Raw genomic sequence first — 24,969 nt, forward strand, 5'->3', positions numbered from 1 at the left:
CCCTTTTAGTTTTTTTAAAATTTATCACTTTCTTTATTAAAATTCGTTGTATTTTAGGCATTTGCCGCAAATTCTAGCTCTATTTTCCTATATTTTGGTTGTGCTCGCTTAAGGTTTTTGAAAAAATGTGTTTTTTCGCCTTTTTGTCAAGCACGAAGTATAAATAATCGCTCTTTGCAGGATTTATCGCTGCTTTGATCGCACTTATCGAGACCGAGCAGACTGGACTTGGCGGAATGCCGTCGTTTAGATATGTATTAAACTCGCTCATATCGCTTCTTATGCGCTCAGCCGTGATCACATCGTGTGAATAAATTCCATAGTTTAGTGTACCGTCCATTTGTAGCCTCATGCCCTTATTTAGGCGGTTATATATAACTGAAGCAACTAGTGGCATCTCAGCGTCGTTTGCAGCCTCTTTTTGGATGATCGAAGCGATCGTTAAAATTTTAAACCATTTCTTCTCGTTGTATTCGCCAAAAATTTTATTGCTGATCTCGCTTTGAGCCTTTATTGATGAATTTACAAGATAAAAAGCAAGGTGCCTTTCGCTGATGCCTATTGGAATTTTATATGTATTTGGCATCAAAAAGCCATCACTCACTGGAGCAAGGGCGTTATATTCGCTATTTAGTTTAACGGGATCAAGTCCTAGCTGGGCGGCGATCTGGTTTAAAAAAACGATAGTCGTTTCGCCTGGTATTAGCGTTATCTCGGTTAAAGCCGCTTTTGACTTTGCGAGTTTTTTTAAAAAATCAACCCTTGAAATTTTATCTTGACCGATCTCTATCCAGCCAGATTGCGGAGAGCCGATAAAAAGTATGGCATACTTGTCTATCACGCTTAAGTTAAAGTTGCGATTAGCTAAATAAGATATAATCTCGCCCACACTTCCCTTTGGTATAAAAACGACCTTGCTTGTGTTTATAGGGCGTGCCAAATAGACAAAAATACTTAGGAAAATGATGGCTACGATATCAAAAAAAATGTCTAAATATGGCTTTTTTATAAAATTTTTTATCATCTTGATTCTTTCATTTATCTTACTTTTAAAATACGGCATAAAAATTAACGATTTCGAGTTTTACGGCGTAAAATTGGAGCAATTATATATAAAATTAGATAAAAAAATAATTGCAAGAGCAAAGCAGATAAAGCTCCCAAATTTTAAGAAAGAGAGTAAGCAAAAAAGCAGCGATGAGCGCCTTTTAAATCTTAGTAAAAGCGTAGATTTTATAGATACGATTTTTCAAGAAATTTCACTTGAAAATGTGCAAATAGGAGATGATTTTAAACTAAAAATTCTATTTTTAGATGATATATTTTTTGTTGATAGCCCTTATTTAAATGTAGACATTAAATTCCAAAACGAACAGCAAGATGGAATAGATCTTTTTAGCGTTAGAAATTTAAGCTTTAAGGATTTTAACGTGAGCATTAGCGGCGAAGGGAGTGCAGATTTTGATAAAAATGACTATAAATTTGAGGGAAATTTCACCTCTCATGAGCTGCACGGTAAGCTAAATTTTGCTCTAAAAGATACATTTTTAACCTACAAAGCTTACGATGTCGAGGCTGGAAGTATTAAAAACTTCATTGATGAGCTTGATAGACGCATAGAGCTAAATAGTGAAGTTAAAAACTGGATATATGGATACATCGTTGCTGATGATTACGAGCTTAAAGAGATAAATGGCAAGGCTGATCTAGCCAAAAATAACTTTTATCTAAATGATCTAAATGCCACCGCAAATACTAAAAATTTGCTCGTTAAATTTGAAAAAAGCTTGCCGGCCGTAAATGTAGGCGAGGCAAATATCACGCTTAAAAACTCAAAGCTTAAATTTGATCTTATTTCGCCTATTTACAAGGGCAAAAAACTTGATGGCTCAAGCGTTGCGATAAATAATATCTTTGATGAAAAAAGCGCAAATTTAGAGCTTTTTATAAAGACAAAATCAATTTATGATGAAGCTATAAACGAGATATTAAAAGCCTATAAGATCATCGTGCCAGTAAAACAGCTTAGCGGAAAAATGGATGCTAGCTTAAAAATTTTAATAAAACTTGATGAGAAAAGCTTAGAAAATTTTGACGAAAAAAGCGTCATTGCAAATGGAGAATTTAAGCTAAGTGATGCAGTTTTAGAGATTGCTGGGAGTAAATTTAACGCTAAAAGCGCTTTTGTAAAGCTCATCAATACGACAAATTTAAGCATCGATGCTACTGGCTTTGGACTTGACTTTTTTAAGGCAAATGCCAAGGCCGATATAAATTTACAAAAAAGTACTGGCGAGATAAAAGGCGCGATAGAAAGCTTTGATCTAAAAGAGAAAAATGATGAAATTTTAACCTTTAAAAATGAGCCATTTAGCGCATTTTTGGACTTTAGCAAGGCTGGTGAAACTTTGCTTAAGATAGAGCCATTTGGGCTTGATATGAGCTTTGGCAGTGAAAGTAAAATATCAACAAAAAATAGTAAATTTTTCATAGAGAACTCGCCTGTTTTAAAGCAAAACGGCGTGCATGGTTTTGATGAACTTAGTATAAAAAGTAAGGATTTTACTGATCTTGAAATTTTTGCCAAAGAGGCAAACTTTGATTTGCCGTTTTTAGATAAAAATGGTTCAAAATATGAAAACGATGATCTTAAAATTTTAGTCTCAAAAGCTGGCGTAAAGGTAGATAGCGCAAGCAAAAAGCTAAGCCTAGACATAAAAGAAAAAGCCATAAACGTAAAAACCAAAGATCTAAATTTGCTAGTGCTTGACGATAACAAAACCAGCGAGCAAAGCACACCGCTTGAGCTTTTAGCAAAAAATGGCGATATTATTTTAAGGGATCTAAACAAGACCTTGCCATTTGCTAGCTTTAGCGCCGAGAAAAAAGGCAAAAGCACCTCGCTAAATGGGCTAGCAAAGCAAGGTAGAGTTGGATATTTTAGCGATGAGAAAAGCATAAATTTAGACGCAACTGATATAAGCGGCGAATTTATCAACGACCTTTTTGGCATCAAGAGCTTTGAGGGCGGTAAATTTCGCCTAAAAATGCTTGGAGAAAACTCTAAAAATTTCAAGGCTGAGGTGAGATTTTTTGGCACGTATCTAAAAGACTATATCTTTTATCAAAGGCTTTTAAGCTTTTTAAACTCGGTGCCGTCGCTTCTTAGCTTTAAAACGCCTGACTTTAACGACAAAGGTTTTACTGTTAAAAACGGCAAAATTTTACTTACTAGAAAAGGCGACGTGATCGAGTTTTTAGCGATTGAGATGATAGGCACGAGCGCAGATATCGGCGGACGTGGCACTATCGATCTAAAGAGCAAAAAGATAAACATCGACCTTGAGCTAAAGATACTAAAAGACGCAAGCGGCATCATCGACAAGATCCCACTTATCAACCAAATCATCCTTGGCAAAGACCGCTCGCTCTCAACCGTCATCGCCATACGCGGCACGACTGAAAAGCCAGAATACTCGACGCAGATCTTGCAAGATGCCCTGCTCTCACCACTGAAGATCATAAGAAACGTGATTCAGGCTCCGTTTTTGATATTTGAGTAGTTTAAATCTGCAACGCACAGAAATTATAGAAAAATTATTGGCTGCTTCTAAAGCCAAGAGTGGGCGCTCATTTTTAATTATTTATATTATCCTCGGCTCGCAAAGCGCGTAAAAAGGATACAAAAGCTAAAGATCAAGGTTTTGGTAGCTATTTTTTTAATACTAGTGCTATTAAAATATTTTGATAAAAAACATGAAATTTTACATATAAAAATATGTAAAATTTACTTCATCTCAAGACGCATGAGATACATCTCTTCTCCGTCAGTCACCTTTAAATTTTGGCTCTTGCACTTTGGACAAGTAAAGTCATTTTCGCTAAGTTCCCCACCAAATCCGCAATCCAAGCACTCAATAACCACAGCTTGTAAATTTATCACAAGCTCGGCATTTTCGCAGATCGTACCAGCCTTATAAACATCAAAGGCACTCTCTAAATAGTGTGGCTCCACTCCACTTAAACGGCCAACCTTTATCTCGATCTTGCTTATCTCTTTGGCATTTTCTTTGGCGGCATTTTTCTCACAAAGGCTGACTAAATTTTGAACGATACTAAGCTCATGCATTAGCAGATCCTTGGCAGTAGCTCGCCCTTTGGCGGCTCGAGAAATCTTCTTGATTTATAGGCATTTTCGATGATGACACGCTCGTTTTTAACATCCATTACCTCGCCTATTATCATCGCGTTTTTATCAAATTCTCTTAAAATTTTAAGCGCGTCCTCGGCCTCGCTCTCATCAACAGCCATCACAAAAGTGCCCTCATTTGCAAGTTCATAAGGCTCAAATCCAAATAGCTCACAAACGCCCATCACTTCGTCTGCGACCTTGATATTTTCTTCAAAAACTAAGATGTCAAATTTAGCAAATTTAGCCCATTCATTTAGCACTGCACTTAGTCCGCCTCTAGTTGCATCACGCATAGTTTGCGGCTTTATGCCAGCGCTAAATAGCTTTAAAGTAACCTCTTTTAAGCTCTTGCAGTCACTTTTTAGATCAAGTCCAAGCTCAAATTCTTCTCTTGCAGCTAGCACCACGCCGCCGTGTCTGCCAACATCTCCAGAGATTAAAATTTTAGCCCCTGCCTTTAATTTTTTAAGCTCCACGCCTTCGCAAACTATTTCGCCGATGCCTGCTGTGTTTATAAAAATTTTATCGCATTTGCCCTTTGGCACGACCTTTGTATCGCCGCAAACTACGCTCACACCACTCTCTTTGCAAGTTTTTGCAAGCGAGCCAAGCACGCGCTCAAGCTCTTCTATACTTAGCCCCTCTTCGATGATGAGCGAACAGCTTAGGTATTTAGCGCTTGCACCAACCATCGCTAGGTCGTTTATCGTGCCGCAAGCTGCGATCTTGCCGATATCGCCACCATTAAAAAAAATGGGAGTTACCACAAAGCTATCGGAGCTAAATGCGATCTTGCCGTTTAAATTTAGTATCGCTGAGTCGTTGCTCTGCCTTAAAATTTCATTATCAAAAATTTTAAATATCGTCTCGTTTATAAGCGAGTTCATCTCCTCGCCACCGCCGCCGTGGCTTAGCATTATCTTTTTCATTAAATTCCTTAACCAACTCTTGCGTATTTAAAATATGCCGCACAAGCACCCTCACTTGAGACCATGCACGATCCTATCGGATTTTGCGGGTTGCAGACCTTGCCAAAGACTTTGCACTCTGTCGGCTTTGCCAGCCCCCTTAAAATTTGCCCGCAAATGCAAGCCTTACTCTCACCAGCGCTCTCTACGTTGCAGTCAAACTGCACTCTAGCGTCAAGGTGGACAAACTCGTCTCTTAGCTTCATGCCGCTTTGTGCTATCTCGCCAAGGCCTCTCCAGACAAAGTCGCACGGCTCAAAGTACTTAGCTATGAGCTCTTTTGCCCTAACATTACCCTCTTCTTTGACAGCCCTTGCGTACTCGTTGTAGACTTCATGTGTGCCTGCATTTTGCTGACGGACTAAATTTAGCACACTTGCCATGATGTCAAGCGGCTCAAAACCACTAATGGCGATCGGTCTTTTAAATTCGCTCGCTAGCTCTTTGTAAATTTTACTTCCAGTGATAACGCTTACGTGACTTGGTCCCAAAAATGCGTCTATCCTTACGTTTTCGTCGCTCATTATAGCTCTAACTGGGGCTGGGACGGTCACGTGATTTATGTGAAAGTATAAATTTTTAATGCCCTCTTGCACCACTTTTTCAACTAAATTTGCGCTCATCGGAGTCGTCGTCTCAAAGCCGATCGCAAAAAATATGACCTTTTTGTCTGGATTTTGTTTAGCGATATTTAATGCATCAAGTGGCGTGTAAAGTGCCCTTATATCGTGTCCCTCGCCGCGAAGCTTTTGCAAGCTTGTCTTTGAGCCAGGCACTCTTAGCATGTCAGCTAGCGTGCAAAAGATCACATTATCCATGCTAGCTAGCTTACAGGCCTCATCTATGCGGCTCTTTGGCATCACGCAGACTGGACAGCCTGGGCCGTGGACGAAATTTATATGCTCTCCCACTAAACTTGGCAGTGCAAATTTCATAATGCTGTGCGTATGGCCGCCGCAAATTTCCATGATATTTAGCGGTTTTACGCTCTCTTTTTGGATGAGTTTTGAAAGGGCTAGGATTAAATTTTTATCGCGAAAGTCATTGATAAGATCCATCAAATTTTCCCCGCGTTCATATCATCAGCGATCTTTTGATAGACCTCTAAGCTCTCAAGCGCAAACTGCGTATCGATCTTTTGCATAGCGTAACCAACGTGGATCAGCACATATTCGCCAACTTTTACCTCTTCAGAGATGAGATCTAGGCTAACCTTTCTAGTAACACCCAAGGTCTCAACGGTAGCAACGTTATTTTCATCTATTTCTATTACTTTTGAAGGGATTGAGAGGCACATTATCTTAGCTCTTTTTTAAATTCCAAATAACTTATCCATTTATCAATACCTTCACCAGTTTTACTATCTACCACAAAGATATCAACCTTTGGATTTAGCTTCCTAGCATCATTTTTCACTCGCTCTATATCAAAGTCAAAGTGCAGTGCGAGCGATGCTTTTGTGATGAGAAGCACGTCAGCAGCTCTAAACATCACTGGGTACTTACTCACCTTATCATCGCCCTCTGGCACTGAAAGAAGCACAGCGTTAAAATGTGAGCCAACGTCATAGCTTGCAGGACAGACTAAATTTCCAACATTTTCTATAAAGACTAGGTCAAGCTCATTTAGTGGCAAGTGATGGAGGCCTTCGTGCACCATAAAAGCATCCAAGTGACAGGTCTGACCTGTGCTTATCTGATGAGCCTTTGCTCCAGCCTTTACTATACGGTCGGCATCTTGATTTGTCTCCAAATCGCCCTCAACAACGCCTATTTTAAACTTACCAGCCTTTATCGTAGCCTCGAGAAGCGTTGTCTTGCCTGCCCCTGGACTACTCATTAAATTTACACAAAGTATCTTTTTTTCATCAAGATGAGCTCTATTGTGAGCAGCTTCTTTATCATTTTCAGAGAGAATTTTCTCTATCACGTCTATGGTTTTACTCTCATTTAGCACAGGATGTGCGTGAGCCTCATGGCTATGCTCATGTGCGTCATGAGCATGCTCTGTATGCCCATCGTGAGTGTGTGGGTGTGAGTGAGTAGTGCCATCAACATGAGTGTGGGCATGGGCGTGATTACCCATTGAGCAACCGCAATCTTTGCACATTTTTTTATCCTTTTTTATTAATTTATGGAGATTTTAACTCTTAAATTTAAAAATAAAATTAAATTTTTAGGATTTTTTACAAATAGATCAAAATTAATTAACTTGTTTAAATTTTCATTTAAATTTAAAATATAAGCGAATTTTTTACAAATACTTTGACTAAATTTACTTTACTCTTTTTGCCTAATATCATCCAGCTTATCAAAATTTTCATCACCAAATAATTTTTTACTATTCTTTCCAGCACTCTTTTGAATTATTAGATCTTTTAATCTAGCCTTGCCATTATCCATCACCATCAAAATCGCATACGCATGAACATCCTCTTCTCTCATTTCATCTTCGGTATTAGCTGCACTATCAGGCGACATATAAAAGTGCTCTATGCCGTATTTTACGAGCGAGTAGCCATCATATCTACCAGCTAAAAACACTCCATTCTCTGGCTTGCGTATACTAAATTTAGCAAAGCTATAAGTGCCATTAACATCTGGCTTTAAAACAGCATAAACTCTAGCCCCATCTCTTACTCTCTCATCGTATTGGTCGATATAGCGGTTATCTTCATCATTTTCGTCAAAATTTCTTGAATGAAAATTTGAAAATTCATAGTTTAAATCAACATAGTTTCCACGAAAAAGATCTCTTGGGTCGTAAAGATTTACCCTCACTCTTACCTCTTGCCCAAAATAAAGTGGCATAAGTGCGTAGCCAAGCATAATGACAATAAGCAAAATTTGAAAAACTACAGCCACTATTAATACTTTTATCTTCATTTTTTACGTCCTTTTCTAGCGACAACTAGTACTATGAAAGCAAACACCATAAATAGCGCCGTAGCACCAATATAATCGCCTATGAGTTGGAAATACCTCGCGGCTGCAACCAAAAATATCATACAAAGACCAAGTTTTAACTCACCCTTTTTGATAAGAACCGCAGCTGTTATGATATTTGCGAGCGAAAAAAATATATTTGCGTAGCCAGGACCGTAGCTAAAGATAAATGGCAACGACACGAGCAGTGCCCCAAGCAGCAAACCACTCTTGTTTTTTTCTTTAAAAAATAGTGCAAAATAAGCAACACTAAATAGGATAAAGACAAAGCCAAAATTGCTTTTAAAAAACGACTTCACAAACCAAAGCTCTTCATCTCCAACCTCAAATAAATTTCTTTCTTCAAATAAAAGCAGACAAAGCAACAACACAAAAACGCCAAAATTTTTACCAAATTCTTTTGCAAATGCGCCAAGCCCTACTCTAAATTTATCTAGTAGCGGCGAAATGCTAATAAGTAAAAGTGCATAAGATAGCGATACGATCGCAACCATCGGAAGTCCAAACAAAAATCCATAATCAAATACCGCTCTAAGACCACTAATGTAGCCACAAAATGAAATGATGTATATAAAGATATCTATAAAAAGCACAAAAGCAAGCCATTTTGAGTCGTCTTTGTAAAGTGTATATGCGCCAAGTACTATAAAAATGATAAAGCCAAAACCAAAATCGCCCTGATAAGCTATCATAAAAAACCAAACCGTCGCAAAAATAAGGCTTTGGGCCACCAACACACCTTTTTTACTAGCAAAAGAAACCGCAAACGCTCCGATACTCCAAAGTAAAATACCGCCGCTTGGCTCATCACTAATGTGATAAATTTGAGCAATAAGTGCAATCGCCGCACCAAAGCAGAAATTTCCAAGAAAAAACATCGCCGTTGATAGATTTTCCTTTTCCTTTGCGAGATAGTAAATTCCACCAAAATTTACAAGTCCAAGTACAAACAACACAAGTGCTAAACGTCCTATTCTTGGTATCTCTTCCCAATTTGCACCAACAAGCGTAAAAAAGGCTAGTGCAAAAAAGAGATATGCTACGAGTTTTAGGACAAAACTCATCTTATCGCTGTGAGCGTCAGGGTCGATGTCGTATAAATTTGCTATTTTTATAGCGGTCTCCTTATCAACTATACCGTCACTTTGCCACCGATCCAGCTCTTTTGCTAGAAAAATTCTATTTAAAAAGTTCAATAACAACTCCTTTGCAAGCTCATTAAAACATAAGAAGCCTATTAACCAGCGTAAAAATGTGGTAATAAGGATCAAATTTTTGTTGTTATTATATTAAAAATATAGCGTAAATGCTAAGAAGAGATATTTGGACGAGTTTAAAAATTTTTTAGAAATTTAAATTTTAGTCAAGGCTCAATAAAAAGAGTAAATGACCATCAAATTATCATTTATTCAAATGATATGGAGTTTGCGCGAGTAAATCGGCAAAAACTCCATATAAATTTACAAAAACTACAAAAACCGCTTAAAAACTATTTTGAAAGACAAATGTGATAAACAACGCAGCTATGAGAAACCTGCTGCTTGCTATACTTGCTAAAAACTCCTAAATTTCCTACCACCTCAAAGACTTTAGCACGCTAAAATTTAGGAACGGCTGCCTTTGTAAGTTTAGAAAATTTAACACCTTTTAAGCCAGCAATTCTCTCAGAAAAGCGTTCTATTTTGCTTGCCTCTCCTCTTATAGAGATCGTTTCTAAGCAGTTGTGATGATCGACATGTACGTGATTTGTGCAGATTATTTTCACATCAGAGTCATGCTCGATATCCATTTTTTTATTCACCAAATCGTTGTGATGATGCACATAAATGAGCGTCAAAACACCGATCAACTCTTCATTAGCGTCTTTCCAGCTATCATTTACGATCTTTTCACGGATCAGATCCCTCGTAAATTCGCTCCTAGAAGCGTAGCCTTGTTCGCTAACCTTTTTATCTAGTTCGTCTAGTAACTGACTAGGTAAAGAAACACTAAAACGTATAACACTATCCATTTTCTGCTCCTTTCTCGTTTGATTACCGTTTATAATCATTATACATCACTTATTAGAAAATGTGGATAAAAAATAATAAATTTGCCCTAAATTTACGTTAGAATCGTTGCTACAGAATTTTTTATTGATATAAAATTTCAAATTTGCTTTAGTAAATTTTTTGTAAATAAGTTCAAGTAAAGTCTTATTTTGAAAAACTCCACCACTTAGTAAAATTTTCATTTTTTCTTTTTTAGAAATTTCAAAAATGATATTAGCTATACCATTTATAAATGCCGTTGCAGCCACTCTTGGTTCATCTTTTAAAGCATTTTTAAAGGCCTCTTTAAAGCAGATCACTCCAGCATTTAGACTAAATTTATAACACACATCCAAATTTTTATCATAAAGTGTTTCAAGTCTCATGCCGCTCTCGCCCTCAAAACTAGAGTGAAAAAGCCCACAAATAATCGCCCCAAATGCGTCAAATATCCTACCAACCGAGCTAGTTTTTACTAAGTTTAATCCTTTTTGCTCCATTTTTTTAAAATTTGCAAGTATTTTTTCATCAAAATTTACTAAAAATTTACCAGCTTCGTCCTCAAGAGAGTATTTTAAAATAATAGAATATGCGATTAGATAGATATTTTTGATGCTGTTTTCGCCCCCAAATAGACTAAATTCATCAAAATGATAAACTCGCTCGTAATTCTTTTTATCTAGCCTAAAGACCTCGCCACCCCAAATTTTGCCATCCTCCCCGTATCCAGTGCCGTCAAAACAAAAGCCAATGTACTTTTTATCTGCTAGATCGTTTTCAAATATTACACTTAGCAAATGCGCGTAGTGGTGCTGCAAATGAACTAGCTCAAAGCCCTGATCCTTTGCCCATTTTGTATTTAAAAAATTTGGATGCAGATCGGCTACAACTTTATCGATTTTTAGGTTGTAAGTCTTTTCAAAAAGGGTAAAAATATCTTTAAATCTATCAAAAGTCGCCACGTTTTTTAGGTCGCCGATATACGGGCTAATCATCAAAAGGCCGTCTTTGTATATACAAAAAGAACTTTTTAGCTCCGCTCCAAGGGCTAAAAATGTCCCTTTTTGCTTGAAATTTGTATGAATGAAATTTGGATTTAAGCCACGGCTCGTTCTTGTAAAAACAACTTCATCACCAACGCAAAATGCGATACTATCGTCACTTGGTGAGTAAATTTCTCGGTCGTGATCAAGGTAAAAGTCTATGACGTCACCTAGCTTTTCTCTTAGCTCGCTCTCATCTTTTATCACAACTTCGCCTGAGATGTTTGCGCTAGTTGCGATGATGTCGTGCTTGAGATAGTCAAAAAGCAAAAGATGTATGCCGCTAAATGCGAGCATGACGCCAAGCTTGTTTAAATTTGGAGCGACACTTTTTGCGATATTTGAGCCATTTTTTGCCTCAAGCAAGACGATTGGCTTTAAATTTGAGCTAAGAAGTCTAGCCTCCGCCTCTGAAATCTCAGCTATTTTTCCAGCGTTTTCTAAATTTTTACTCATCAGTGCAAAAGGCTTGCTTGGGCGGTGCTTTCTGGCTCTTAGCTCACTAACTGTGGCTTCATTTGTCGCGTCACAAACCAAATGAAAGCCACCAAGCCCTTTAATGGCTAAAATTTTGCCCTCGTTTATGAGCTTAGCCGCCTCTTTGGCTGCTTCGTTCTCGCTAGCCAAGACTTTGCCAAATTTATCTTTCAGATAGAGCTTTGGCCCGCAGTTTGGGCAAGAGATCGGCTCTGCGTGGTAGCGGCGATTAAGCGGATCTTTGTACTCGCTCTCGCAAAATTTACACATTTTAAACTCGTTCATCGTCGTATTTACCCTGTCATAAGGCAATGCTTTGATGATCGAAAATCTAGGCCCGCAGTTGGTGCAGTTTATAAATGGGTATTTGTAGCGTGGATTTGTGGGGTCATAAAACTCGCGCAAGCAGTCATCGCAAAGTGCGTAATCAGGCAAAATAGGCGCTTGTTTGGTGGCTGATTTTGAGGCGATGATCTCAAGCTTTTCATAAATTTGATCTATCTTAAATTTATGTAGCTCATCGATCCTAGCAAGGGCTGGTAGATTCTCATGGAGCTCCTTTTCAAAAGCCAAAAAGCTAGCCTCTTCGCCGCTAAAATTTAGCTTCACGCCCTCGTCATCGTTGTAAATTTCGCCAACAAGCTTAAATTTATCCGCTGAAGTATAGACAAAAGGTCTAAAGCCCACGCCTTGAACTAAGCCCTTGATCTCATATCTAAAGCTTAATCTCAACGCCAAATCCGGGGTCAAAATTTGTTTTTATATTTGGGTTTAGGTGCTTTTTTATCAAGTTGCTAACTACCTTATTGTAAAATAAATCCCCGCTTAAAATAATATTTTTGATATTAAATTTATCTCGTTTTTCATAGCTAAAATCGCTCAAAAAATGTGCCAAAGACTCGGTGCAACCAAAGCTGATATTCTTCTCTCCAGCGCCAGCAAGGATGAATGAAATGATACTTTTTACAAACTTAACCCCGTCTAAACCAAAGTCATCTTTCATCTTGTAATCGATCCTAACGCCCTTTTGACCGCTAAAATCAGCTGCCATTAATAGCAAATTCTCCCCTGCTTTTTTAAAGTCATCGCTTAAACCAAGCAAGCGTCCAGCTATGCAAAACAGCGAGAAAAAGCTAGCATTTGAGCTAAATTTACCACTTGGTAAAGTATGCTCTTTACTGAAGTTTTCAAGTAGCCTTTCGCCGCCTTCCTCAGCTCTTATGAGCTCATAAATTTCTTCAAAGCTACTAAATTTTGGCAAAAATAGAAGCTGCGTTTTGCTTGATTTTGAAAGCAGGCAAATTTCATCATCGCTAAATTTGCTAAATTTTAGCCCCAAAGCTATATCGCCAAAATTACTAAGCTCAATTTCCTCGTTTTTTGCATAGAAAAATGGGCTTAAAACTGCACTACTTTCAAGCAAAGTAAGCCTTGAAAGAGCATTTTTTTGCTCCTTTACTTTAACGCTTAAAAAGCTAAAATTTTCTTTATTTAGCCTCTCACAAATGGCATAAAGAAAAAGATCGTTTGGTGCCATCACGTCAAAAAATAGCGGCGCATCCTCGTGATTTTGTCTATAAATAGCTGTGGTTTTTAGAGCTAAAAGTGGCTTTTCAAAGCTAGCTAGAAATGTCAAAACTCTATCATCGGCGATAAAAATTTTTGGTAGCTGCTTTAAATTTACAGGCATCAAAAAATTTGCGTCAAAATTTACGCCAAGAGAAATTTCATATAAATTTTCATCTTGTTCTACGCAAACGATCCCCCTGTCTTTTAATAAATTTAGGCAAGCTTTTAGCTTTTCATTAAAATTACCAAGCGTTATCTCGCCCTCAAATTTACTCTCACATAGCGCGCCACTTTCATTTAAGATAGCCTTTTTGCTAGCCAAAAAGACACTCGCTTGAGTCGGAGTTAAGCCGCCAAATTTTATCTCATTTATCTTGCTATCTTCATCAAGCTCACTTGCAGCCAAAACCTCACTGTGCTTTATAAAAAGACTAAATGGCAAGAGCGCACTTGCTTTATTTGCCACGCTCTCAAGCTCGCTGGTATTGCCACTTACCTTTAGATAAATTTCATCATCTTTGCACTTTAGACTATGAGATAGATCACCAGCAAGCAAGCGTAAAAATGGCACTAGAAACGAAGCGTCCTTGTGGCAAGTAAATTTAAAAGCAAGTATCATTTTAAACCTTTTTTAGCGTATTCATCAACGATATCATTTAGGGTAAAATTTGCCACCTTTTCACACTTAAAATCAAGCTCTTTTAAGTGATCAAGCAGCGTTTTTTCTAAAATTACAGAAGCGTTTACAACCTCATCTGAGAGGCTAAAATTTGATGATTCTATGCGGCTAGGAACGATACCTAAAATTTTTGTCGTAGGTCTATCGCCCACAAGATCCATTAGATGAAGGGTCTGGAGCATCTCGATCTCGTGAGCCGAGCCGTCCCAACTAATAAAATTTGGCACGTTTAGAAAGTCGAAAAAATAAACATCGCCCACGCTTGCGCTATTTGCGCTAATGCAATCAACGACGATAAGATAGTCAAATTCGCTTATGATGTGAGTTAGAGCGAGGGCTAAAGTACCCCCGTCCATTAGAGTAAGCTCGTTTTTAGAACTTGTAAATTTATAGTTTTTAGCCATCAAATTTACAAAATGAACACCTATGCCCTCATCAGCAAACATCACGTTGCCAATACCAAGAACCAGCACTCTCATCAATGTTCTTTTACAAATTTATAGCCACTAACGATAGCGTCCATCGCTCCATTTTTGCCTTTAACAGCGTTAAATACTGCCATATAAACATGAATCGGCACAAAAATCATAATGACCCACATACAAATTCTATGTATCGTTCTGACATTTGCTAGTCCGCCCATAAGCTCTTCAAAAAATCTCGCTGGCTCATAAAGCGCTCCGCCAAGTCCCTCATGATAAACATGAACGTAAAGCACAAGACCACTTAGGCAAATAAGAGTCAAAATAAGATAAAAGAAAAAGTATGAGGCAAACTGCAAAGGATTATAAACACCCCTTAAATGTGGGTGTGGCCCCATAAAAAGATAGTATTTGATCTGTGCGATCCAAATTTTTGGATTTAGAAAATCAACCACACTCATCCACTCTTTTTTACTATGTTTATCAAAGACAAATAGATAAAATTTAAAGATAAACGCCGCTATTAGCACAAAGCCAGCAATCTGGTGAGCCATACGCCACTTTGCTTGCATAAAATTTGTAGGTTCGCTCGTGATCTCTGGGCTCACAAAAACGTACGAGATATAGTAGCCACTCACAACTAAAAGTGTGATCGCTGCAAATCTAATCCAGTGTGTCAGCCTAACGCCGATGGAGAATTCGTATTCGCTGATCCTGTCAGCATTTTTATGTGACATATTCTCTCCTTACAAATTTGGATTTATCTTATAAGTACTCAAATCATTTCCCTTCGTATCCATAACATGCACGGCACACGCTATGCAAGGGTCGTAAGAGTGAATTTTTCGTATTATCTCGAGTGGTTTTGAAAGATCAGCGATCTTTAAACCAACTAAGCACGCCTCGTAGCTTCCCATTTGATTTTGTGCGTCTTTTGGAGAGGCGTTCCAAGTGCTTGGCACGACTGCTTGCCAGTTTGAGATGACGCCATCTTTTATGCGGCACCAGTGGCTAAGGGCACCTCTTGGAGCGTTGCCTTGAAAATTTCCTTTATATTCTTTTTTGTTATCTATTACATATTTTGTGCAGGTCTCTTGATCTGCCTTTAAATTTTCGATCAAGGCATTAAATGCGTCCATTGTGTGCTCTGCGACCACTTTTGCTTCAAGCATACGAGCAGCGGTTCTGCCTAGAGTTGAAAAGACTGCACTTAGTGGCAAGCCACTCTTTGCTAAAAACTCATCGACTATCTTTTTAACTCTCTCGTTGCCTTTAGCGTAGTTTATGACGATGCTTGCGATCGGTCCTACTTGCATAGCATGCCATCATATCTTGGTGCTTTGATCCAGCTATATTTGCCCTTTGTGTCAAAAAGCTTGCTGTGAGCTAACTTGCCCTCGCCGTCTATGCTCTCGCCATCAACAAGGCCAGTGTAGTTTGCCTCTGTCTCGCCGTCATATGGGTGAAGCGCTTTGTCATTTTTATACCAAGATCTTGTCGCCTCTTCTGTAATTTTGTTTTCGTCGATATCATAAACCTTGTTAATATCACCATTTAAGATAATGCCACCTTTAAATAGATGATCGTTTTTGCCAATCAAAAACTCATCGTAGCAGAATAAATTTGATACGCCAACGTCGTTTAAAACGCTTGGCTCGTTTGCATAAGCCTTAGCTGCCATCAAGATATCTGGGTAGTAAGCTCTATCAACAAATTCTTTTATCTCAGCAAATTTACTCATATATTCGCCCATTCTGGCTGGATCAAGCAGGTCCATCACGCAAGTCACGCCACCAACTGTTAGGCTTTGTGGGTGTGGGTTTTTCGCGCCAAAGATAGCCATCATCTGAGCTGCTGTTCTTTGAATTCTTAGGCACTCTAAGTAGTGAGAGAGGACGATTAAATTTTGCTCAGGAGTAAATTTATATGTGCTATGTCCCCAGTATGCGTTGGCAAATGGTCCAAGGTTGCCCTTTTTAACAAAGGCTTCAACCCTCTCTTTTACCTCTTTTAGCTTGTCAGCTCCCGTGGCAAACGGAAGATCAGTGTATTTAAAAGCCTCTTCGCTAGATTTATGTACGTCTGCACTTAATGCAGAGACCACGTCTGCCCAGTCCATGCCGTGAAGTTGATAGAAATGCACGATGTGATCGTGAAGATATAAAGCTGCGTTCATAAGCGTTCTAGTTAGCTCTGCATTTAATGGAGGCTTGATACCAAGAGCATTTTCAACTGCGATGATGCCTGCTCGGTAGTGTGAGTATGTACAAACACCACAAATTCTTTGCATGAAAAAGCCAGCATCTCTTGGATCTCTACCCTTTACAATCTGCTCTAAACCACGCCAAAGAGTTGAGCCAGAGTAAGCCTCTTTTACGACATTATTTTCATCTACGACAACTTCTATTCTTAAGTGTCCCTCGATACGTGTTATAGGGTCTATTACTATTCTTTTTTCACTCATTTTTTTGCCTTATTCTTTATCTTTACTCATAGAAGCTATAACAGCGTGAGCTGCTATACCAATGCCGGTAAGAGCTAAAATTCCAATGCCAACTTTATCGCTGACATTATCAGCTCCAAGACCCAAAACAGTATCAAAGAGTCTATCTGCCATAGGCTCTTCAAATGGTCCCATCGTATCCCAGAAGTCTGGCTCTGAGCAGCCTATACAGCCGTGACCTGCTTGAACTGGCCATGATGTGTGCTGGTTAAATCTCTCGCGTGAGCAGTTGTTAAATGTATATGGACCTTTGCAGCCTACTTTATATAAGCAGTAGCCATTTTTTGCGCCTTCATCGCCGAAGTTTTGGACAAACTCGCCAGCATCAAAGTGACCACGCCTTTCGCAAAGATCGTGAATTCTTAAACCATAAGCCCATTTTGGTCTATTGTAAACATCAAGCGCTGGAAGTGTGCCAAAAAGTAAGAAGTGAAGGACATTACCAACGATATTTTTCTCACTTGGCGGACAGCCGCAACATTAATAACAGGTTTATCAGTAACTTTTGAAAGTCCCACTGAATTTGATGGATTTGGCCTTGCAGCTTGAATGCCACCAAAGCTAGAACAGGTACCGATCGCAAAGATAGCAGCTGCGTCTTTTGAAGCATTTACAGCATGAGTTTTACCTGTTGTGCCATGAGGTCCAACTGTTAAGAAATTTTCAGTCGCACCAGTTGGGATACCTCCCTCAACTAGCAGGATGTATCTGCCTTTGTATTTTTCGATCGCGCTCTCTAAATTTTCTTCAGCCTGCCAGCCAGAAGCTGCCATGATAGTTTCGTGGTATTCAAGGCTTATGTAGTCAAATATAAGACTATCTATGCTTGGAGCATCGGTTCTTAGTAAGCTCTCGCTACAGCCTGTGCATTCTGCCATGTGAAGCCATATCACAGGAAGCCTATCGCTAAGCTCAGCAGCACGAGCAACCATCGGTGTCATCGCACTTGGTAGAGCCATAAAAGCTGTCATCGCACCAGCCCACTTCATAAAATCGCGCCTCGTAAAGCCCTTCTCTTTTAAAAGCTGCGCAATACTCGAGTCGCTTTTCATCTTAGGCAACGCACTAAGCTCACTTAAGCGTCTATCTATCTTTTGACGCAAGTCATTATTCATATAAGCTCCTTTGCTTGAAAATTTTACTTTTGTTAATAATATCTTTGTTTAAAGAAGTAAAAAATTATTTTATAAAATTAATATTTGTAATTAAATAAATTTTAACTAAAAAATTTAAAATCCATTTTTTTGCGATATATTTTCAAAATATAAAAATAATATTTTGAGAAATTTTATTTTATTTTGATGAATCTTCAATATTTTAAGCATATTATTCTGAAAGTAAATATCAACTATAATTTTTAATAATTTCTAAAAATTTAGCATATTTAAGACGAGAGAAATTTTTGAGATAAAAATTTTTAAAAGCCCAAATGGATGAAATTTAGGCTTTTAAAGTTGCATTAAAATGGCCAGATAGCTTCCATAAGCCTTGTGCCCCAAGGCTTTTTGGTAGATTTGTCTAGCTCGCCCTCGGTTTTGTATAAAATTTTGGCGTCAGCTATGTATTTTGAGTCGATTTCGTTGTTTTGTGAGATGTCGTAAGGCTAATGACTCCACTTACTTGCATAATCTGCTTTTCGCCATTTATCAGTAGCTCGCGGCTACCTTCTATGAAATAGTTGCCGTTATTTAGGATTTTTATAATCCTAGCTGAAATGGTTGCGGTAAATTTCTCGCTTCTGTTGCTAGTACCACTTCCTGTAAATTTATTGCCACCACCTGCTTTAAAGCCGATGTCGCCATATTTGTTTAAATTTTCAGCCACAGTTGAAAGCGGTGCAGCCCCAGCTGTGAAAACACCGCCACCAAGCGAGATGGTGCTATCTTTGTTGGTACTTTTGCTACCAGTTGAAGTTTGGCTTGCATTTTCTGAGATAACGATAGTCACGATATCATTTACATTCATCGCCTTTCTGTCTGAAAATAGCGGATTCTCGCCCTTGCCAAAGAGGCTGCCAGCGTTGCTTTGTCCGGTGCCACTATCTTTTGAAGGGAGTTGCTCGACATAAACTGGGGGTTTCATATTGATATGAGGATCAGCGCTTGGTGTGCAGCCAGTGCAAATAATGCCCGCAGATAAGACGAGCCAAATCGTTTTATGGTTCATAAAAAATGCCTTAAAATAAGTATCTTTGTGCTAAAATTAAGCAATTTAAGTTCCTAAAAAGGTCGCAAATGAAAAGTTGTTACGTTTTTACAGACAAAAATTTAGCACATCTGCAAGAAATTATAGCTACAAAATTCAAAAAAGTTGAGATTTTTAAGATAATCCCGGATGAAAACGATAAAAATAACTTAATAAAATCAAATGAAAAAGAATTTTTTCTAAAATTTATAGATAAATTTGAAGAGCTAAAAGCCAAAAGCGACTTTGTCATAGTTCTTGGCTGTGAGAGTTTTAGTGTCTTTGGTAAAAGTGAGCTAAATTTAAAGCTAGCAAGAAATTTAAACGCTCCAGTCTTTGACGAAAATGCAAGCGAGCTAAGGGCGTTAAATTTAAACTCAAAACTTCTAATCACCGATAAGATCGATGAAATTTTAAACTATAAAGCAGATATCATCACACCATTTAAATTTCAAAGCTTGCTTCTAAAAAGAGCTAAAGCGGCAAACAAGACCGTTATTTTGCCAGAAAGCGATGATGAGAGGATCTTAAAAGCAGCTCACATCGTATTAGAAAAAGAGGCGGTAAATATCATTTTACTAGGACTTGAGAGCGAAATTTCAAAAAAGGCAGCTACTTTGGGGATAAATTTAAACAAAGCCAACGTGATCAACCCAGCGCAAAACGAGCTGACAGATGAATTTGCAAAGAAAATTTATGAGCTAAGAAAGCACAAAGGTGTGGATGAAGTCAAGGCAAATGCGCTTGCAAAAGATAAAATCTACTTTGCCACGATGCTAATTCATGAAGGCTTGGCTGATGCCTTAGTAAGTGGCGCTACGATGAGCACAGCTGATACGATCCGTCCGGCTTTACAGATCATAAAAACAAAGCCAAATGTAAGTGTGGTAAGCGGGGCATTTTTCATGGCACTTGAAGAAGAAATTTTGCTCTTTGCAGACTGTGCTGTCACGCCAAATCCAAGCGCAGATGAGCTAGCTAGCATCACGCTAAGTAGCGCTCAAACAGCAAGTGCATTTGGCCTTAGTCCAAAGATCGCTATGCTGAGCTACTCTACAGCTGAGAGTGGGAGTGGGCCTGATGTGGAATTTATAAAAGAAGCTGCCAAAAAAGCACTTGAGCTTGACGCAAATTTAAAAATTGCAGCACCTATTCAGTTTGATGCAGCTATCGAACCAAGTGTTGCTAGCAAAAAGATGCCAAACTCTGATGTAGCTGGGCATGCAAATGTCTTTATCTTTCCAAATTTAAACTGCGGAAACATCTGCTATAAAGCAGTTCAGCGAAGCGCAAACGCTCTAGCCGTGGGTCCAATACTTCAAGGGCTAAAAAAGCCAGTTAATGACCTAAGTCGCGGTTGCCTTGTCGAAGACGTGGTAAATACTATCCTAATCAGCGCTATACAAGCAGGAGAATAATATGAAAATTTTGGTTTTAAACTCAGGTAGCAGCTCTATAAAATTTCAACTTTTTGCAATGGATACCAAAACTAGTCTAGCAAGCGGCCTAGTCGAGCAAATCGGTAGCAATAGCTCAAGGGCGGTACTAAAAGCAAATGGCGAAATATACGAGATAAACCGCTTTATAAAAGACCACCATGACGGACTTGAGGCGATGAATGAGCTCTTTGTTACCTCACACACTCTGCACGACCTAAGCGAGCTTGATGGCATCGGACACAGGATAGTACATGGCGGAGAGAGCTTTTTTAGCTCGATGATCGTTGATGAGAGCGTTATCAAAAAGATCGAGGAGATAAGCCCACTTGCCCCTCTTCATAACCCGGGGCACCTTGCTGGCATCAAAAATGCGATGAAGGAGAGCAAAAACGTGCCTCATGTTGTCGTTTTTGACACGGTTTTTCACCAAAGCATGCCAGAGTACGCCTACCGCTATGCCCTACCATACGATGTTTGTAAGACTCATCACATAAGAAAATACGGCTTTCACGGCACTTCACATAGATATGTTTGCAAGCAAGCGGCTAAAATGCTTGGCATAGAGTTTGATAAATTTAACGCCATCTCGCTTCATTTAGGTAACGGCGCCTCAGCCTGCGCGGTGCAAAACGGCAAAAGTATCGACACCTCGATGGGACTTAGTCCACTTGAAGGGCTCATAATGGGTACAAGAAGCGGCGATATGGACCCAGCAGTAGTCATCTACTTGCTAAATATCGGTGTTTTAAAATGGAACGAGATCGATAACTTTTTAAACAAAAAAAGCGGACTTTTTGGAATTTGTGGCTCAAGCGACATGAGAGATGTCGTAGCTAAAATGGAAAATGACGAGCGTGCAAGGCTTGCATTTGATATGTTTTGCTACCGAGTAAAAAAATATATTGGTTCGTATTATGCTGTTTTGGGACGCGTAGATGCGCTTATATTTACTGGCGGTATCGGCGAAAATGCACCAAATACAAGACAAAAAATTTGTGACGATCTAAAGCATCTTGGCATACATATAAATCACGATCTAAATTTCTCAAACGAGAGAGGCGAAAGGTGCATAGATGATAAAGATGCCAAAATAAAAACACTCATTATCCCAACAAACGAAGAGCTAGAAATAGCTATAGAAACAGCCAGGGTAATAAAAGAAAGGATACTTTAGATAAATTGCTTTGACGGCTTACTTGTATATTTTAAAAGAGCTTTTGCAGGTAAAATCCTACAAAAGCTTATGATTAATTTTTCTTAAAAAATCTCAAAATTTTTGCTTGCATTTTAAACTGCTCCGAAAGCTCCATTATCGGATAAGCTCCGGCGTATTTTTTACCACCTAGTAAATTTTTACTAACACCACCACGTGCTGCGATCTGCGCGAAGTCACCCACACTCACATGTCCAGTCGAGCCACTTTGCCCGCCCATGACGACGTTTCTGCCTAGTATCGTTGAGCCAGCAAGGCCTGTTTGTGAGACGATAAGGCAGCCGTTTCCAAGTTCGCAATTGTGCCCTATTTGAACAAGGTTGTCTATCTTTGTGTAGTTTGCGATCACAGTACTTTCAAAAACACCACGATCTATCGTCGTACAAGCTCCGATCTCGACAAAATCACCTAGGACAACATTGCCGTTGTGATAAATTTTCACATGCTCGCCAGTTTTTGTGTGTGCATATCCAAAGCCGTCGCTGCCGATGACGCAGTTTGCTAGCAGGTGACACTCATTGCCAACCACACAGTCATTGTAAATGACAACATTTGGATGGATGATACAGTTTTTGCCAATAGTCACATTATCGCCCAAAAATACCCCAGCCATGACTATCGTATTTTCACCAACACTCACGTTTGAGCCGATGTAGACATTTGGCATGATAGTAGCACTTGGAGCTATATTTGATGGCTTTGGCTCGCAAAATAACGGCTTCGCATAGTCCTTGCTAAGCAAGGCAAATGCAAGATGTGGATTGTCGCAGACAAGTGCGATCATGCCAGCTGGTACCTCATGCAAAAGTGCTTTTGTGACCAAGATAGCTCCAGCATTTGAGTTGCTTATAAATTTAGCATTTTTCTCGCCATCGCAGTATGTTAGCTCGGCCTTATTTGCATTTTTTAAAGAATTTAAGGCAAAAATTTCTATATCTTCTCCGCTAAAAGTAGCGTTTACTTTTAAAGCTATTTCACTTAGTTTCATCATATATCCATTATCACAGATCCGCCGCGTACAACGTCAACTGGGTTAAATTTCTTTATAGATTTTAAAAAGCTCTCTATCCTGCTCGCATCGTCAGCCACCATGACAACGATATAATTTTCGTTTGTGTTTGTCACGATGCCGTTGTATGCCTTTAGTATCGCTTCAAGGCCAGAAAAATTTTCACCAAGAGGAATTTTAACAAGCGCCATCTCTTTTTCGACAAATTCGCCACTTTCTATGACTTTATATGTTGGTATGAGCTTATGAAGCTGCTTTACGATCTGCTCTAAGACCCTCTCGTCGCCACTAGTTACGATGCTCAGCCTTGAGAAGTTGCTCTCAGGTATTGGAGCAACTGTAAGCGTGTCGATGTTATAACCCCTACCAGCAAAAAGTCCAGAAATTCTAGCCAAAACGCCATGTTCATTTAAAACTATAACCGATATCGTTCTTCTTATACTGCTCATTTTTCTTCCTTGCTCTTTAATATCATATTATAAATCGCAGCCCCTGCTGGAACCATAGGAAGCACGTCCTCAAAGCGGTCGATCCTAACGTCGATCATCGCTGATTTTTTGCTATCGATCGCTTCTTTTAAAGCCTTTCTAAACTCGTCCTTACTCTTACAAACAAAGCCAACACCACCAAAACCCTCAACGATCTTTGTAAAATCAGGCTGAAGGCTAAGATCGGTCGATGAATAGCGTTTTTCATAGAAAAATGTCTGCCACTGACGAACCATTCCCAAGAAGTTATTGTTTAGGATTATATTGATAACCGGAGCCTTTGTTTCACAGGCAGTCATCAGCTCTTGGATATTCATAAGTATCGAGCCGTCGCCTGTAAAATTTATAACTAGATTATCTGGCATAGCACACTTTGCACCAATCGCTGCAGGGAGGCCATATCCCATTGTACCAAGGCCGCCACTTGTTACAAGCTGCCTTGCTCGGTTAAATGGATAAAACTGCGCTACCCACATTTGGTGCTGACCAACGTCTGTTGAGATGATAGCCTCTGAACCCGCTATTTTTGCAGTCTCTTCAATAACCCATTGTGGTTTAAGTACTGTGTCGCTATCTGTGTAGCTTAGAGGATTTAGCTTTGAGTATCTATCTAAAATTTCTCTCCAAGGTGCGTAGTTTTCAGGCTTCGCATTGACTTCATCATAAAGCTCGGTTAGCACATTTGTAAGATCTCCAACTATTGGAAAATGGGCATTTATGATCTTTGAAATAGAGCTTGGATCAATGTCAACGTGGATGATCTTTGCGTGTTTTGCAAATTCATCCGTTCTACCAGTAATCCTATCGCAAAATCTAGCTCCAAGCGAGATGAGAAGGTCGCACTCGCTTAAAGCCATGTTTGAAGCGTAGCTGCCATGCATGCCAGCCATGCCTAAATTTAGCTTATCTTTTGCGTCAAGCACGCCAAGAGCCATCAGCGTCTCGACTGCTGGAATGCCTGTTTTTTGCATAAATTTACGGATGATATCGCTAGCTCCAGATGCTATCGCGCCACCACCGATGTATAGAAGTGGTCTTTTAGCTTCATTTATCGCAACTGCTGCCTTTTTTATCTGTTTTGAGTTGCCTTTATAGGTCGGCTTGTAACTTGGAATAGAAATTTCTTTTGGATATACAAAATCACCAAGCTTTGATGTGATATTTTTTGGAATGTCGATATGAACTGGTCCTGGGCGGCCTGATCTTGCGATATAAAAGGCTTCTTTTATGATGCGAGGCAACTCCTCAACGCTATTTACTAAAAAATTGTGCTTGACGCATGGGCGTGAAATTCCAACCGCGTCTATCTCTTGAAATGCATCTGTGCCTATCATAAATGTCGGTACCTGACCGCTTATAAGTACGATTGGAATACTATCGCTATAAGCTGTAGCAAGGCCTGTGACTGCATTTGTAAAACCAGGGCCACTCGTCACAAAAGCAACACCCACTTTACCGCTAACCCTTGCGTATCCGTCTGCTGCGTGCACAGCTGCTTGCTCGTGGCGAACTAGGACGTGTTTATAGTAAGTTTGCTTATATGTTTCGTCATAGATATTTAAAGCCGCACCACCAGGATAGCCAAAGACTATATCGACACCCTCTTCGTGCAAGGCTTCACTTATCATCTGTGAACCAGAAATTTGTTTTATCATCACTTTAGCCTTTTGATAAATTTATCGCAAATTATATCCCAAAGCATTTTAAATCCATTTTAACTTTTTAGCGAATTTTAGGTATTGCTTTGATTTTCTTGAAAAATTTTTAACTATTTTAGAAAAATAATACAAAATATTTTACATAAAATT

General features: G+C 39.0%; 19 protein-coding genes and 3 pseudogenes. 3 read left to right on the forward strand and 19 right to left on the reverse strand.

Features of this window, described 5'->3' with window-relative positions; translation table 11 throughout:
• Positions 1–79 precede the first annotated feature (79 nt).
• On the reverse strand, positions 80–1,024 hold the full coding sequence (locus A3835_05435) for an aminodeoxychorismate lyase (GenBank protein ID ORI07920.1): 945 nt from the start codon (positions 1,022–1,024) through the stop codon (positions 80–82).
• Between A3835_05435 and A3835_05440 the strand changes: the two genes are divergently transcribed.
• Positions 987–3,563 (forward strand): hypothetical protein, encoded by a 2,577-nt coding sequence (locus A3835_05440; GenBank protein ORI07995.1) that lies wholly within the window; start codon positions 987–989, stop codon positions 3,561–3,563. The genes A3835_05435 and A3835_05440 overlap by 38 nt on opposite strands.
• A 224-nt stretch (positions 3,564–3,787) precedes the next feature.
• On the opposite strand, the gene A3835_05445 is transcribed toward A3835_05440, so the two are convergent.
• The 15 genes and pseudogenes from A3835_05445 to A3835_05515 form a co-directional block, all read right to left on the reverse strand.
• Positions 3,788–4,129, reverse strand: a complete 342-nt coding sequence (locus tag A3835_05445) for a hydrogenase nickel incorporation protein HypA (GenBank protein ORI07921.1) — start codon at positions 4,127–4,129, stop codon at positions 3,788–3,790.
• On the reverse strand, positions 4,129–5,121 hold the full coding sequence (locus A3835_05450; GenBank protein ID ORI07922.1) for a hydrogenase expression/formation protein HypE: 993 nt from the start codon (positions 5,119–5,121) through the stop codon (positions 4,129–4,131). The genes A3835_05445 and A3835_05450 overlap by 1 nt, the downstream gene beginning before the upstream one ends.
• An 8-nt stretch (positions 5,122–5,129) precedes the next feature.
• Positions 5,130–6,218 (reverse strand): hydrogenase formation protein HypD, encoded by a 1,089-nt coding sequence (locus tag A3835_05455; GenBank protein ORI07923.1) that lies wholly within the window; start codon positions 6,216–6,218, stop codon positions 5,130–5,132.
• Positions 6,218–6,457: a hydrogenase formation protein gene (locus A3835_05460; protein ORI07924.1), complete on the reverse strand. Its 240-nt coding sequence runs from the start codon at positions 6,455–6,457 to the stop codon at positions 6,218–6,220. The genes A3835_05455 and A3835_05460 overlap by 1 nt, the downstream gene beginning before the upstream one ends.
• Complete coding sequence (locus A3835_05465; protein ID ORI07925.1) at positions 6,457–7,269, reverse strand: hydrogenase accessory protein HypB; 813 nt, start codon at positions 7,267–7,269, stop codon at positions 6,457–6,459. The genes A3835_05460 and A3835_05465 overlap by 1 nt, the downstream gene beginning before the upstream one ends.
• A 170-nt stretch (positions 7,270–7,439) precedes the next feature.
• Positions 7,440–8,045: a hypothetical protein gene (locus A3835_05470; GenBank protein ORI07926.1), complete on the reverse strand. Its 606-nt coding sequence runs from the start codon at positions 8,043–8,045 to the stop codon at positions 7,440–7,442.
• Complete coding sequence (locus A3835_05475) at positions 8,042–9,301, reverse strand: hypothetical protein (protein ORI07927.1); 1,260 nt, start codon at positions 9,299–9,301, stop codon at positions 8,042–8,044. The genes A3835_05470 and A3835_05475 overlap by 4 nt, the downstream gene beginning before the upstream one ends.
• A 401-nt stretch (positions 9,302–9,702) precedes the next feature.
• Positions 9,703–10,116 (reverse strand): nickel responsive regulator, encoded by a 414-nt coding sequence (locus A3835_05480; GenBank protein ID ORI07928.1) that lies wholly within the window; start codon positions 10,114–10,116, stop codon positions 9,703–9,705.
• A gap of 45 nt (positions 10,117–10,161) precedes the next feature.
• Positions 10,162–12,387 carry a carbamoyltransferase HypF gene (locus tag A3835_05485; protein ID ORI07929.1) on the reverse strand — a complete coding sequence of 742 codons (2,226 nt, stop codon included), beginning with the start codon at positions 12,385–12,387 and terminating at the stop codon, positions 10,162–10,164.
• On the reverse strand, positions 12,371–13,843 hold the full coding sequence (locus tag A3835_05490) for a hypothetical protein (GenBank protein ID ORI07930.1): 1,473 nt from the start codon (positions 13,841–13,843) through the stop codon (positions 12,371–12,373). Before A3835_05490 ends, A3835_05485 begins: the two co-directional genes overlap by 17 nt.
• Positions 13,840–14,382 carry a hydrogenase expression/formation protein gene (locus A3835_05495; protein ORI07931.1) on the reverse strand — a complete coding sequence of 181 codons (543 nt, stop codon included), beginning with the start codon at positions 14,380–14,382 and terminating at the stop codon, positions 13,840–13,842. Before A3835_05495 ends, A3835_05490 begins: the two co-directional genes overlap by 4 nt.
• On the reverse strand, positions 14,382–15,062 hold the full coding sequence (locus A3835_05500; protein ORI07932.1) for a Ni/Fe-hydrogenase, b-type cytochrome subunit: 681 nt from the start codon (positions 15,060–15,062) through the stop codon (positions 14,382–14,384). Before A3835_05500 ends, A3835_05495 begins: the two co-directional genes overlap by 1 nt.
• Before the next feature lie 9 nt (positions 15,063–15,071).
• Positions 15,072–16,789 (reverse strand): annotated as a pseudogene (locus tag A3835_05505) (hydrogenase 2 large subunit).
• A 9-nt stretch (positions 16,790–16,798) separates the two neighbouring features.
• Positions 16,799–17,943 (reverse strand): annotated as a pseudogene (locus A3835_05510) (Ni/Fe hydrogenase).
• A 344-nt stretch (positions 17,944–18,287) separates the two neighbouring features.
• Positions 18,288–18,994: pseudogene (locus A3835_05515) on the reverse strand (flagellar basal body L-ring protein).
• 68 nt (positions 18,995–19,062) lie between these two features.
• Here A3835_05515 and A3835_05520 point away from each other — a divergent pair.
• Together A3835_05520 and A3835_05525 are read left to right on the forward strand one after the other, a co-directional pair.
• On the forward strand, positions 19,063–20,430 hold the full coding sequence (locus tag A3835_05520) for a phosphate acetyltransferase (GenBank protein ID ORI07933.1): 1,368 nt from the start codon (positions 19,063–19,065) through the stop codon (positions 20,428–20,430).
• Between the two features lies 1 nt (position 20,431).
• Positions 20,432–21,625 (forward strand): acetate kinase, encoded by a 1,194-nt coding sequence (locus A3835_05525; GenBank protein ORI07934.1) that lies wholly within the window; start codon positions 20,432–20,434, stop codon positions 21,623–21,625.
• Positions 21,626–21,698: 73 nt separating this feature from the next.
• Here the strand turns inward: A3835_05525 and A3835_05530 are convergent, their stop codons facing one another.
• From A3835_05530 to A3835_05540, 3 genes are read right to left on the reverse strand one after another with little or no spacing between them, the layout of a single operon-like run.
• Complete coding sequence (locus A3835_05530) at positions 21,699–22,652, reverse strand: UDP-3-O-(3-hydroxymyristoyl)glucosamine N-acyltransferase (protein ID ORI07935.1); 954 nt, start codon at positions 22,650–22,652, stop codon at positions 21,699–21,701.
• Positions 22,652–23,122: an acetolactate synthase small subunit gene (locus tag A3835_05535; GenBank protein ID ORI07936.1), complete on the reverse strand. Its 471-nt coding sequence runs from the start codon at positions 23,120–23,122 to the stop codon at positions 22,652–22,654. The genes A3835_05530 and A3835_05535 overlap by 1 nt, the downstream gene beginning before the upstream one ends.
• On the reverse strand, positions 23,119–24,816 hold the full coding sequence (locus A3835_05540) for an acetolactate synthase catalytic subunit (protein ORI07937.1): 1,698 nt from the start codon (positions 24,814–24,816) through the stop codon (positions 23,119–23,121). The genes A3835_05535 and A3835_05540 overlap by 4 nt, the downstream gene beginning before the upstream one ends.
• Between the last annotated feature and the right edge of the window lie 153 nt (positions 24,817–24,969).

Origin of the sequence: Campylobacter concisus, assembly GCA_002092835.1 — a bacterium.
Lineage (GTDB): Bacteria > Campylobacterota > Campylobacteria > Campylobacterales > Campylobacteraceae > Campylobacter_A > Campylobacter_A concisus_K.